10 protein-coding genes are annotated in these 12,468 nt (G+C 41.5%); 2 read left to right on the forward strand and 8 right to left on the reverse strand.

The window, feature by feature from the left end:
• From AC5WOF_RS03785 to pdhA, 3 genes are all read right to left on the reverse strand, one after another.
• The gene (locus AC5WOF_RS03785) at positions 1-1,290 is read right to left on the reverse strand and encodes a dihydrolipoamide acetyltransferase family protein (RefSeq protein ID WP_496048602.1); all 1,290 of its coding nucleotides are present in this window, start codon (positions 1,288-1,290) and stop codon (positions 1-3) included.
• Between the two features lie 62 nt (positions 1,291-1,352).
• The gene (locus AC5WOF_RS03790; protein ID WP_496048603.1) at positions 1,353-2,330 is read right to left on the reverse strand and encodes an alpha-ketoacid dehydrogenase subunit beta; all 978 of its coding nucleotides are present in this window, start codon (positions 2,328-2,330) and stop codon (positions 1,353-1,355) included.
• A gap of 12 nt (positions 2,331-2,342) precedes the next feature.
• On the reverse strand, positions 2,343-3,440 hold the full coding sequence (gene pdhA, locus AC5WOF_RS03795) for a pyruvate dehydrogenase (acetyl-transferring) E1 component subunit alpha (RefSeq protein WP_496048604.1): 1,098 nt from the start codon (positions 3,438-3,440) through the stop codon (positions 2,343-2,345).
• 721 nt (positions 3,441-4,161) lie between these two features.
• Here pdhA and mnmL point away from each other — a divergent pair.
• A complete protein-coding gene (gene mnmL / locus AC5WOF_RS03800) occupies positions 4,162-5,142 on the forward strand; it encodes a tRNA modification radical SAM protein MnmL/YtqA (protein WP_496048605.1) in 981 nt (326 codons plus the stop codon).
• Between the two features lie 196 nt (positions 5,143-5,338).
• Here mnmL and AC5WOF_RS03805 read toward each other — a convergent pair whose 3' ends face one another.
• The 5 genes from AC5WOF_RS03805 to AC5WOF_RS03825 all read right to left on the reverse strand — a co-directional run bounded on the left by AC5WOF_RS03805 (position 5,339) and on the right by AC5WOF_RS03825 (position 10,428).
• Complete coding sequence (locus tag AC5WOF_RS03805; protein ID WP_496048606.1) at positions 5,339-6,766, reverse strand: MATE family efflux transporter; 1,428 nt, start codon at positions 6,764-6,766, stop codon at positions 5,339-5,341.
• A gap of 95 nt (positions 6,767-6,861) precedes the next feature.
• A complete protein-coding gene (locus tag AC5WOF_RS03810; protein ID WP_496048607.1) occupies positions 6,862-7,836 on the reverse strand; it encodes a threonine ammonia-lyase in 975 nt (324 codons plus the stop codon).
• Positions 7,837-8,152: 316 nt separating this feature from the next.
• Positions 8,153-8,992, reverse strand: a complete 840-nt coding sequence (locus tag AC5WOF_RS03815; protein WP_496048608.1) for a hypothetical protein — start codon at positions 8,990-8,992, stop codon at positions 8,153-8,155.
• A 55-nt stretch (positions 8,993-9,047) separates the two neighbouring features.
• The gene (locus tag AC5WOF_RS03820) at positions 9,048-9,851 is read right to left on the reverse strand and encodes a hypothetical protein (RefSeq protein WP_496048609.1); all 804 of its coding nucleotides are present in this window, start codon (positions 9,849-9,851) and stop codon (positions 9,048-9,050) included.
• Between the two features lie 172 nt (positions 9,852-10,023).
• Positions 10,024-10,428 carry a S1 RNA-binding domain-containing protein gene (locus tag AC5WOF_RS03825; RefSeq protein ID WP_160801283.1) on the reverse strand — a complete coding sequence of 135 codons (405 nt, stop codon included), beginning with the start codon at positions 10,426-10,428 and terminating at the stop codon, positions 10,024-10,026.
• Positions 10,429-10,699: 271 nt separating this feature from the next.
• On the opposite strand from AC5WOF_RS03825, the gene pckA reads away from it, so the two are divergent.
• Positions 10,700-12,271, forward strand: coding sequence for a phosphoenolpyruvate carboxykinase (ATP) (pckA, locus tag AC5WOF_RS03830; protein WP_496048610.1), 1,572 nt, complete (start codon positions 10,700-10,702; stop codon positions 12,269-12,271).
• The last annotated feature ends 197 nt before the right edge of the window (positions 12,272-12,468 follow it).

A 12,468-nucleotide genomic window follows, 5' to 3' on the forward strand; every position in this document is an offset into this window, starting at 1 on the left:
TTATCTCATCTCCATCATCAATAGGTTGGGGCTCTCAATGAGGCGTTTTACTTGGCTGAGGAAACGAGCAGCCACATCTCCATCAACTAAGCGATGGTCCACTGTAAGGGACAAGTACAACTGTGGACGAGCTACAATTTCACCTTGATATACAACGGGTTTTTCTTTAATCGTACCTACACCAAGTATCCCCACCTCAGGGTAATTAATAATTGGTGTAAAATGTTGTGTTCCATATCCACCAATATTGGAAATGGTAAAGGTACTGCCTTTAAACTCGGACGCTTCTAATTTCATATCACGTCCACGAACAGCTTTATCGATAATTTCGTCTGCAAGATCAAAGATGGACTTGCGGTCTGCATCACGCAGAACAGGAACCATCAAACCATTGTCGGTAGCTGTAGCCATACCAATATTGTAGTAGTTCTTGATCACAATCTCTTGCTTCTCATCATCAATCGAAGCATTCAAAGTTGGGAATTGACGAAGAGCAGCGATTACAGCTTTTATGATGAACGGCAAATAGGTAAGTTTTGTGTTGCGCTCCTGTGCAATCGGCTTTGCCCAACTGCGTATGGCTACTAATTCCGTAGCATCTGCTTCATCCATGATGGTTACATGTGCTGCGGTATGCTTGCTCTCTACCATACGTCTAGCAATGGTACGGCGGATGCCGCGCAATGGAATACGTTCTTCAGAACCGATCTCTGCTGGTGCAGCAGGACTTGTTGTACTTGGTGTTTTTTCTGTCAACAGTTTCACTTCATCTGCTTCGGCAGCTTTCGCTTCCCCACCCTCGGCAAATTTCCGCACATCTTCTGCGGTAATTCTGCCATTTTCACCCGTAGCTGTTACTTGATGAATATCTACACCAAGTTCACGAGCTAACTTACGAGTTGATGGCATTGCCAGCACTTTTTGCTTCTTATCACTAGCTGGTTTACTTTCCTCTTTTGCAGCAACAGGTTTTTCTTCTTTTACTGGCTCTTCTACTTTTGCAGGTTCTTCTGGTGCTGCTTCCTCTTCTGCTTGATCATGAACTTCGCCTTCTGCATCAATAACAGCGATGACAGAGTCTACAAGGGCGACTTCTCCTTCTTCTACCTTCACTTCTTTGACAGTTCCAGTTACAGGAGAAGGAATCTCAACTACTGCTTTATCTGTTTGTATTTCAGCAAATGGGGCAAATTCTTCAATTTTATCCCCAGCTTTTACAAATAGCTTAACAATTTCACCTTCGTGGATACCTTCACCCACGTCAGGCAGTTTAAATTGATAGGCTGCCATATGTAAGTCCTCCAATCATCTTAAAAGCTCTTAAGAGACGGTGGTGCATCCACCGCCTTACCTTAGTAAGACATCACTTTTTGTATCGCTTTTTTCACACGTTCCGGACTTGGAATCCACTCTTCTTCAATCAGCGGGAAACCAAGTACGGTACTTGGTCCAGTAACACGAAGTACAGGAGCTTCGAGATGAAAAATAGCTTTTTCATTAATTTGAGCAATTAACTCTCCAGCAATACCTGCTTGCTTAGGTGCTTCTTGGACAACAATTGCCCGGTTTGTCTTTTCGATGGACTGGACAACTGTATCCATATCCAATGGACTCAATGTACGAAGATCGATCACTTCTACGCTCACGCCTTCTTTTTCTGCTGCTTCCGCCGCTTTTAAAGAAGTGTGAACCATTGCTCCATAAGTAAAAAGACTGACATCTTTACCTTCTTTCACCACATTCGCTTTGCCAATCGGCACTGTGTACTCGCCTTCTGGCACTTCGCCTTTTATGGAGAAATACAATTTTAGATGTTCCATAAAGAACACAGGATCATTATCTCGAATGGCAGAGATCAGCAGTCCTTTTGCATCGTATGGATTGGAAGGACAAACTACTTTGATCCCAGGTGTTTGTGCGATAAGCCCTTCTAAACTATCACTATGTAACTCTGGAGATTTTACACCAGCACCAAAAGGTGCACGGAATGTTACAGGGCAGTTATAACGGCCGCCAGAACGATAACGCAGACGAGGTGCTTGCACCAGAATAGAATCCATCGCTTCAAAAATAAATCCGATAAATTGAATCTCAGCAATTGGCCGGAAACCTTGTGAGCCAAGTCCTACTGCGAGTCCACCAATCCCAGATTCTGCAAGTGGTGTATCAAAAACACGGTCAACCCCAAACTCTTTCTGTAAGTTTTCCGTAGCTCGGAATACTCCACCATTTACCCCTACATCTTCCCCAAAAATAAGGGTATTTTCATCTTTGGATAATTCTACACGCATAGCATCATTGATTGCTTTTACCATTGTTAGTTGTGCCATGTTAATGTCCTCCTAGTCTGCATACTCCGCTTTTTGTTCTTCCAGATGGGGAGGAGTCGTTTCGTACATGTTATCGATCAAATCGACAATTTTCATTTTTGGATATTGGTCTGCTTTTTTGATCTCCGCAGTGACCGTATTTTTTGCTTCTTCGATGACCCCTGTTTCCATCTCTTCTGTCCAAAGTTTTTTGCCTTCCAGATATACACGGAAACGGGTTAGTGGTTCTTTTTGTTCCCATTCGGTAGGTTCTTCTTTGGTACGGTATCTCGTTGGATCATCTCCGGACATGGAGTGAGGCCCAATTCGATAATTCAATGCTTCGATCAGAGTTGGTCCTTCACCATTGGCAGCACGTTCTTTTGCTTTTGCCACAGCTTGGTAAACAGCTAGTACGTCCATTCCATCTACTTGAATAGAAGGGATTCCAGCAGCTATTCCTTTTTGAGCAAGAGAAGCGGCAGCAGTTTGTTTGGTTACAGGTGTGGAAATCGCATAGCGATTGTTTTGAACAACAAAGACAACAGGCAGTTTATAAACACCTGCAAAGTTCATTGCTTCATAAAAATCACCTTGTGAACTGCCACCATCACCGGTATATGTAATTACGACGTTTTTGGTATTTCGTTTCTTAAGAGCCATCGCTACACCAGAAGCTTGTACATATTGTGCACCAATAATAATTTGTGGTAACAGGACATTTACCCCTTCAGGTATTTGTCCGCCGTGTTGATGTCCACGAGACCAGAGAAACGCTTGATACATGGGATAACCATGAAAATGAAGCTGAGGAATATCACGATATCCTGGCAAAATAAAATCTTCTTTGTCCAGTGCATATTGGCTGCCGATCATGGTAGCTTCTTGACCAGCAACTGGTGCATAAAATCCTAGACGACCTTGACGTGCAAGTCCTGTAGCACGCTGATCCCAAACACGAGTAAATACCATGCGTTTCATCAATTCTTGCAGCTGTTCGTCACTGAGATTGGGCACTTCATCTTCATTGACGATCTTACCTTCAGGTGAAAGCACGGAAAAAGTTGTAATCGGTGCAACTTTAATTTCCGATTCCAGTAAACTCTGGGCTTTCAGTTTGGTTCTAGCCATGAAAGATCACCTCGAAAAAAATATCAACAAAATAAGTATGATTCAACAAACGATCTGGAGCTTTCTTGGTAGTTTAACGATTAAAAGAAATCAATGCTATGTATCCTGACGAGCCTACTTGTTTTACTCATGTCTATCATACCGTAAGCCTGCCCCTTCTTCAAAGGCATGAGAAAAGAATACATATGCAGTGCAACATATGCCCATAAGAAAACATGAATTTATCAGTAGCATTAGCCTAACAAACTGTCGCTATACCAATTATACCTCCAAATGTTGTAAACCCGAAAAACAGACAACATAAAAAGAATTCCCTCTCTAACTCTACTGCTTTCCTCTGAAAGAAACAATACATAAAAGCATAGTATTTCAATCGACTGCTCTGAACATATGTAAGTCGGATTTTTTTAGGGATTCCTTGATTTAAAAAGCAAAAACATGCTTGGATAACACTTACATTTTTTTTAAAAAAGTAATATTATGGCATTATTTACCAATATCATTCCGATCACATACACCTTGTGATAAAATAGAGCTATTTGAAAATAAAGTTAGGACACAGAATAAGTTCTCCATCTAATAGATCAAAATCAAAATACAAACACAACATACCTCCCTCATTTAAAATACATGCATTCTTATTTTAACATATTTGCGCAGGAAGTCTCTCGCTTCTATATAAGCTAAGAGGGAAGTTCATCAGATTAAAGGATGATTACTCATGATTTTACCAAGTCAACATACACCCTTACTATGGGGAGACAAACGTTACCATACATGGAACTATCATTTGCGCCAAGTTCATGGGCAAAAAATATGTAAAATTCCGCTGGATGGAGGATTTACATGCCCAAACCGCAATGGCGAAGTCGCTGTGGGCGGATGCACGTTTTGCAGTGCTCGGGGCTCTGGCGATTTTGCAGGTTATCGACGAGATGATTTAGTAAAACAATTTGCAGCAGGAAAGAAAATGATGCATGAAAAATGGCCGAATGCAAAGTATCTTGGTTACTTTCAAGCATTTAGCAATACGTATGCTCCAGTAGAAGAATTGAGGGAAAAATACGAAGCCATCTTAGAACAAGAAGATGTCATCGGTTTATCGATTGCCACCCGTCCTGACTGCCTTCCAGATGATGTAGTAGAATACCTATCGGAATTAAACGAACGCACTTATCTTTGGGTAGAACTGGGACTGCAAACGATCCATGAACACACTTCCAACTTGATCAACCGAGCACATGATTCACAGTGTTTTATAGACGGAGTTGCCAAACTGCGAAAACATGGCATTCGCACTTGTGCACATATCATTCATGGATTACCAGGTGAAACACCCGATGAAATGCTAGAAACCGTCCGAGCATGCGCCAATATGGATATTCAGGGGATCAAGATCCACCTCTTGCACCTTCTACGCAATACTCCGATGGTGAAACAATATGAAGCAGGGCTACTAGAGTTTTTGGATAAAGATACGTATGTAAATTTAGTATGCGATTCGCTAGAAATGCTGCCGCCTGATGTCATTATCCATCGGATCACAGGTGATGGACCGCCAGAGATCATGATGGGACCGATGTGGAGTACAAAAAAATGGGAAGTTTTAAATGCGATTGATCAAGAGATGGCAAGACGAGGGTCTTGGCAAGGGAAATATGCCAAAGTAAGAAATGAAAAGGAAATTATTAAAACGGCATGAGTACAGTTTGATTAACCGATTAATTAGAAAAGTAGTATCACATCATTGATCTAATCATTATGATCTCACTCCACCTTCTAAAGAGATTTATGGATGTTACTTAATTGAAGTTACAAAAACATCAGAGATGTTCAGTCTTATTACACTTCCATATACGGCTACACCCCTCCTGTTGAAGCAGGAGGGGTGATCTGTCTCAATTCGTTTTCTTTTTCTTATCGAGACGAGTGATCCATCTACGGAAATAGAACCACACCGATGCAAGCAGGGCAATACAGACGTACTGAGCAGTCTGTGCGATGAACAGTTGTTGCCATCCCCAGTGGTTATGGGAGACCAGCCACACCCCGCCGACAAGCAGTGCAGATCCCACCACCCAACCAAAGAGAATTGGTCTGGTATTGGAAGTACCTCGAAAAGCACCATTTACGATCGAACCGATTGCCCAGAAACTATCCATGATCACGAACACAGACAACATGAAACTAGCATGTTGCAATACCCGAGGATCATTGGTAAATAGACGAACAATCCAATCACCGATCAGGAATTGGATGAGCCAAACAACCCCTGAAAAGCAGGTAACTAGACCGATTCCCCAACTACAATACCTCATCACTTCCCGGTAGTTTCGCTTTCCATATTGCTCTCCTACCAGTGTAATGGTGGCATTGGTATATCCAGACACCATCGGAGGCATCAGAACTTTTTTAATCTGTTGTGTGATTCGTGAAGCAGCGTAGACATCTGGCCCATAGGAAATGAGGATGCGGAAGTAGTAAAACATCGTGACCTCATTGGACAAATTAGATCCCATGAGTGGCAGGGACTCCGTCACCAATCTTTTCTGAATTGGCCAGTCCAGCTTCCACGAAACCTTCTTACCAAGGAAGATCTTTCGCCGAAGCTGAAAAATCAGATAGCTCATGCCCACCATACGAGAAAGGACAGTTGCACATGCAACCCCCACAACTCCAAAGTGGAACCAGAAGATGAATGCTGCATCGATTACCAGATGAAAAGCATTCATCCAAAATCCTGCCTTAAGAGCAGATTTGCTATCTTTGATTCCTCGAAGCGCACTTCCAAACGTGACCATCAGAAATGAAAAGATCGAAGCACCACCCACGATTCGCAGATAATCCGCGCCGATCTCCACGATCTGTTCGTCAGCTCCATAGAGCCGGAACATTTCTGGTGCAAAAACGATACATAGCAGCCCCAAGAGCAAACTGAGCCCAGCAGATAGGTACACCGCCTGGATGATCATCATTTGACGAAGCTCGTTTGTTCTTACCCTTACACCAAGTGAACGCAAGTGCTTCACTTTCCAATGAGGAAAATGCTTCGATCCGGGTAGCTTCCTCTTCTTATAGGTAAGTGAATCCCTCTTCTTCGCACCCAGTGTTTGTGCTACCATGGCATTTGTCATGCTGCCGACTGCACTTGGGAATACGCCTACCACAATCAGAATAGAGGATGCCAATCCTAGCGAACTCACTGCACCTAGACCCAACCTCGCTACGAAAATAGCATCTACAAATACCACTCCGATTTGTAGTGCATTTTCGAGAATGTTCGGCCACGCTTGTTTGTTCAAATCTCGCACATATCGGTTAATCATTACCTTTCCTTACACTAGAAATACCACTATATTAAGTATACTACAAAGTAGCAATGATTCTAATATTCATTCTAAGATTATCGTGCCTTAAAATCTTACGAATGAGTTCGAATGATCTTTCTGAACTCCTGTTCATCTACATTACATCCAGTAAGAACAGCTGCTACGTTCCTCCCCTTCACATTGACGTATCCAGCGAGCAGTGCAGCGACACCAACGGCTGCCGAACCTTCGATCTTCAGATCATGTTCCTTGTACAGCCACGCCATCGCCAGAGCGATATCATTCTCTTCGACGAGCACAATATCGTCGACAAGACGAGTCACGATATCAAAACATCCTTGGCCAATGCCGCCACTGAGTCCCTCCGCCAAAGACTCTTCGTATGTCACCTTGATGATTTCGCCTGCACGAAAAGAGCGGAACCAAGGCGGAGATGCCACCGACTGAACACCGATGACCCGAATATCGCTTTTGATCGCCTTGGCCGCAATAGACAATCCACTTAATAGACCACCTCCACCAGCTGGGACAATCAGTGTGTCGATGTCAGGATTTTCTTTTAGTACCTCTAACCCAATCGTACCGTGTCCAGCGATGATCGACTCGTCTTCAGACCCATGAATATCGATCCAATCATTGCGGTAAGCAAGTTCTTGGGCGTGAGCCTCCGCCTCGTCGTATGTGCTGCCATACTCAAGCAACTCCGCTCCATTGGATTGGATTGCTTCCCGCTTCTTCAGAATGGTATACTCAGGCACGACGACTTTGGCTAGAATACCCAGTTTATTTGCTACATACGTGACTGCCAAGCCATGATTCCCGCACGAAGCGGTGATCACCCCCTTTTCACGCTCTTCTGCTGTCATCAACAGCATCCGATTGATCACGCCGCGGAACTTAAACGCGCCAGTCATTTGGCGGTTTTCCTCCTTGAGCCAAATATTGTTCGCCCCTATCATCGCCGACAGCTTGGGCGACTTTTCCATTGGTGTCTTGTTCACATAGCAACTAATCCGCTTCTGTGCCTCGCGGATATCAGTGTACGTTACATCCAAATGATGCTGCACTATGTCTCCTCCCCATTTATCCTGCTTGATATTTCCCTGTTAGTCTAACTCGTTTTGAAAACGCCGCGGTCTGGTAACGCCACTGAGTTATTTGTGCAACCTTATATTTCTAACAGTTAAAACACTGTTCTGCACTTCTAGCGCAGCTCTTATTAGTTATATTTCAATTTCAATATTATGAATAAATAAAAATTATTTTAGATGTTATTACAGAATTTCTTAACATCTATATTTTAATGATATTTTCAACTATATTACATGTTTTCCGACTCCTCCATGTTTTGAATTTGTTGAAACTAACATGGAGGAAATTTTCCTAATTGTAACTTTGCTTTATTCTTCCTGCTATTAGAGCTACTCGATTGTATCCTAGTCGAATGTCATTATTCCCAGATGTGACATAAATTTTATATTCCACTGGCATTTGATTGAAAATCTTATACAAATCCTCTAAAGTAAATCTCCCTAACGGAATACGAATCCCATCCGGAGTTATAAATTCTTCGGACTCCAACATAACAGCAGTGGCAAAAAATCCTTCTGGCTCCAGATATCCAAGCATGTTGTGCCAAGCGCGAATACAAATAGATTTCCGATGAGAAAAAGCCTCTCCTACAAAAAAAGCAACCACAGCACCATACGGAAAATCTGCAGGCGCCAGCATATTACCAGCAATCACACGAGTAGCTTTCCATGTTTTTTCCAGTGAATTTCGAAAGTAGCGCCCTCCTAGTTGACTTATGACAGAATCATACTGCTCAAAAGGTTCGTGAGTATAAAAACTCAATTGATTGCCATTCACGTCTCGATAATAATAGATTTTCTCATAGCTTAAGAGTGAGGCCATGAAATGAACATCATTGTAAGTGTGCTCCAAGTGATCAATCAAACCATATGGACTAAGTAATCCCACCATTCCCATAGCAGTAGTAAAATTAGCTCCAAGATTGAATATTCCTATTGAATCCAAACTCATTGCTTGTACTTTAAAGTCTTCTTGTGCTTCAAAAAGAAGAGTAAAGAGTTCGAGATCATCTATTGGAATTTTGGCGAAAGTCTTTGCATAGCTAACAGAATTCAGGTAACGGTTCCACAAATCAATGTTAACGTTTTTCACAGATACCCCTTTTTCATAATTTTTTTTAGAAAAATCCAATTAGCTCCCCTGTTTAACTCAAATGAAATAAACGTCTAGTTACATAAATTTGATACTATACCCTTCGACCAACGATTACGGCAACTCCTCCATGATCGGGGCGGAAGGTGTGTGGAGTCATGAATAAATTGTAATTAATAGGCATTCTGCTGAGAATGTCATGAAAATCTGCTTCTTGGAGATTTGTAGCAGGGAATTTCGTATACTCCCCTGCTCTATATCCGTCACTTTCCAACACTGCAGCTATTCCAAATGGTGCTCCTTCTATCAAAGAGTGAAAAAATTTTGTCCACATGTATTCAACTTGATTTTTAAAAGATGTAGCTGACTCTGCACAGTAAAATGAAGTGCCTATCGAAAACACTCCAGTTGGAAGTCGATTGATATCACCATAGACTGGCTCCCCAATACGCTGATATCTCTGAAACGTATTCTTAAAAGGGACAGGATCACCAAATATCTCTGTCCCTTGCTTTAAAATTTCTTTGTCGAACTTATCCCATGGACGAATAGTATCGATCTTTACTTTCCTCCCGCGCATATCTTCACTTTCGTAGACATGAGTTCCATTACCCACACGAAAAGCTATGTCGATCAGGTTACTATCACTAATATCCAAAGATTTAATTCTAGAACCATCGTTAAGAAAAATACTTGCTAGCATGGCGTCTAAAGGAGTAGGTCCTGCTCCAACACAAGCACAAATTCCCTTGATGCTTCTTGGCATGATTTCTAAGTCATAGAACCCACTGAGGAAAAGGCTGATCACATCTTTATCAACCGCCTGCATCTCACCATAGTTAGCACGATTGTATTCCGCAGAACTAAATCCAGTACTAAACGGAGTAAAAGCACCCATTTTTTCACCCCATTTTTATAATTTTCATAAATCAAAGATATAATTATTGCATTTATATGTTAATTGTATATATATTCAAACAATAAGTAAATACTTCCAAGCGGAATTAGACAACAAAAAAGTATCCCAAATAAATGGGATACTTTAAAAAATAAAAAGCGAAAAACCGATATCAACGGTTTTTCTTCTGCTTCGCAGCTAAAGCACTAAGACGTTCCTCGCTACTCTTCATCCACTTTTTCATCATATCTTCAAAATCGGTAGGATTATTGTTGTTGTTTCTCCGTGATCCACCACGGCGGTCTCCTCCGCCACGTTTGTTGTCGCGCGCTGGTCGATCGTCACTTAATGCTTTGATCGAAAGGGAGATTTTTCCGGATGGGTCTATCGATAGCACCTTTGCTTTTACGCTTAGTCCTACTTGGAGAACATCTTCAACTTTTTCTACATATTTACTAGAGATTTGGGAAATATGCACTAAGCCTGTTTCCCCCGACTCTAATTTAACAAAGGCACCAAAGGGTTTTGTAGAGATTACCTCTCCCGTAACGACGGCCCCTTCCTTTAACTCACTCATTATAACACTCCCGATAGGATAATCAGTTCTGTAAGAAGATATCATTATTTTTATTCCTTGTCAATGGGCGTTTATGACTCTTTACAATCGATTTTCTTATTCTAACACCAATTTTCATATTCATATAAACCGAAGTATAATATTATTTAAATATTCAATATAATTCTCAACTATCTTTTACCCTGTTTAACAAAGATGTGAATTTTGTTATACTAGATCGAATGCATTCATACTTGATAAATATTTAAAAACAAAGGAATGAGGATGCTCGATGGATATGGTTCTTGGGAAAGCAGCTAATACCATCCCCCTTCAAGGATTGCTGCACAAAAATCTTACCGTTGCCCAGTTGACAGAACAAGCTGTTAAACGGAAAGAAGCTGTTTTGACGGAAAACGGAGCATTACGTGCAGTAACTGGTGAATTTACAGGTCGTTCACCACTTGACAAATATACCGTAAACAGCGAACTAGTGGCCGATAAAATGGACTTCACTACTAACCAAGCCATGGAACCTGAAAAGTTTGCCAAAATCTACGAACGCTTAGAAGAATATTTGAAAGAAAAAGAACTATTTATTTTTGATGGATTCGCTGGTGCTGACAAAGACTATCGCTTACCAATTCGTGTAATCAACGAATATGCTTGGCATAATTTATTTGTTCACCAATTATTTATTCGTCCTACTGAAGAAGAACTCGCTGAACATGTTCCATCCTTTACTGTGATTTGTGTACCACATTTTGAGATCGATCCTGAGAAAGATGGAACACGTTCCAAAACACTGATTGCAGTTAACTTTGAACAACGTGTCGTCGTCATCGCAGGTACACATTATGCTGGTGAAATGAAAAAATCTATCTTTACCGTGATGAATTACTTGTTACCAGACAAAAATGTCATGCCAATGCACTGCTCTGCAAATGTTGGCAAAGCAGGAGATGTGGCACTTTTCTTCGGTCTATCTGGGACTGGTAAAACAACATTGTCTGCTGATCCAGAACGCGGATTAATCGGTGACGATGAGCACGGTTGGTCTGAAAATGGGGTATTCAACTTTGAGGGTGGATGCTACGCAAAATGCATCGGACTTTCCGCTGAAAAAGAACCACAGATATGGAACGCTATTCGTTTTGGTACGGTACTAGAAAATGTAGTTTTAGATGATAATCGCACACCTGTATACGATGACAACACTTTAACAGAAAATACACGTGCAGCTTATCCGGTAGACTTCATTGATGGCGCAGTAATTCCTGGTGAAGCTGGTCATCCAAAAGTTATTTTATTTTTAACTGCTGATGCTTTTGGTGTACTTCCTCCTATTTCCAAACTTACACCTGAGCAAGCAATGTACCATTTCTTGTCTGGATATACCAGTAAATTAGCAGGAACGGAGCGGGGTGTAACAGAACCAGAAGCTACCTTCTCCACTTGTTTTGGTGCTCCATTCTTACCAAGACCTGCTCATGTATATGCAGACTTACTCGGAAAGAAAATCGCAGAACATCAAACGCAAGTTTACCTTGTGAATACAGGTTGGACTGGCGGTGCTTATGGTGTTGGGAAACGGATGAATCTCAAATACACCCGTGCCATGGTTACAGCAACTTTAAATGGAGAACTCAACAAAGTAGGTTACATCCATGATCCAGTCTTCCAATTCGCTGTACCAACTCGTTGTCCTGGTGTTCCAGCAGAGCTTTTAAATCCACGCAACACATGGAGCGACCATGCTGCTTATGATGAGCAAGCTAAGGCACTAGCAGCGCGCTTCCAGAAAAACTTTACGAAGTTCTCTGATGTGGAAGAGAAAATTTTAGCTGCTGGACCAAAACTCTAGATTGGTTTTAAAGAAACGACTCCTTTCAGTAAGAAGGAGTCGTTTTTTATACATCTATTGGAAATAAGTTATATTCGCCGTATCACCAATCCTTTTCATTGCCATAGTGATCCATTATCTTCCCTTATAAAAAACATCAATCAATACGCATTTTTAGAATTAACTGAAAGAAAAAAAGCCCTCAAGGGGCTAAAAAG

The sequence above is a fragment of the Shimazuella sp. NTD250 genome (assembly GCF_059510375.1).

Excerpts from the sequence above, each read along its gene's own strand:
- AC5WOF_RS03785 (WP_496048602.1), bottom strand. The coding sequence starts at position 1,290 with ATGGCAGCCTATCAATTTAAACTGCCTGACGTGGGTGAAGGTATCCAC.
- AC5WOF_RS03790 (WP_496048603.1), bottom strand. The coding sequence starts at position 2,330 with ATGGCACAACTAACAATGGTAAAAGCAATCAATGATGCTATGCGTGTA.
- pdhA (WP_496048604.1), bottom strand. The coding sequence starts at position 3,440 with ATGGCTAGAACCAAACTGAAAGCCCAGAGTTTACTGGAATCGGAAATT.
- mnmL (WP_496048605.1), top strand. The coding sequence starts at position 4,162 with ATGATTTTACCAAGTCAACATACACCCTTACTATGGGGAGACAAACGT.
- AC5WOF_RS03805 (WP_496048606.1), bottom strand. The coding sequence starts at position 6,766 with ATGATTAACCGATATGTGCGAGATTTGAACAAACAAGCGTGGCCGAAC.
- AC5WOF_RS03820 (WP_496048609.1), bottom strand. The coding sequence starts at position 9,851 with ATGGGTGCTTTTACTCCGTTTAGTACTGGATTTAGTTCTGCGGAATAC.
- AC5WOF_RS03825 (WP_160801283.1), bottom strand. The coding sequence starts at position 10,428 with ATGAGTGAGTTAAAGGAAGGGGCCGTCGTTACGGGAGAGGTAATCTCT.
- pckA (WP_496048610.1), top strand. The coding sequence starts at position 10,700 with ATGGATATGGTTCTTGGGAAAGCAGCTAATACCATCCCCCTTCAAGGA.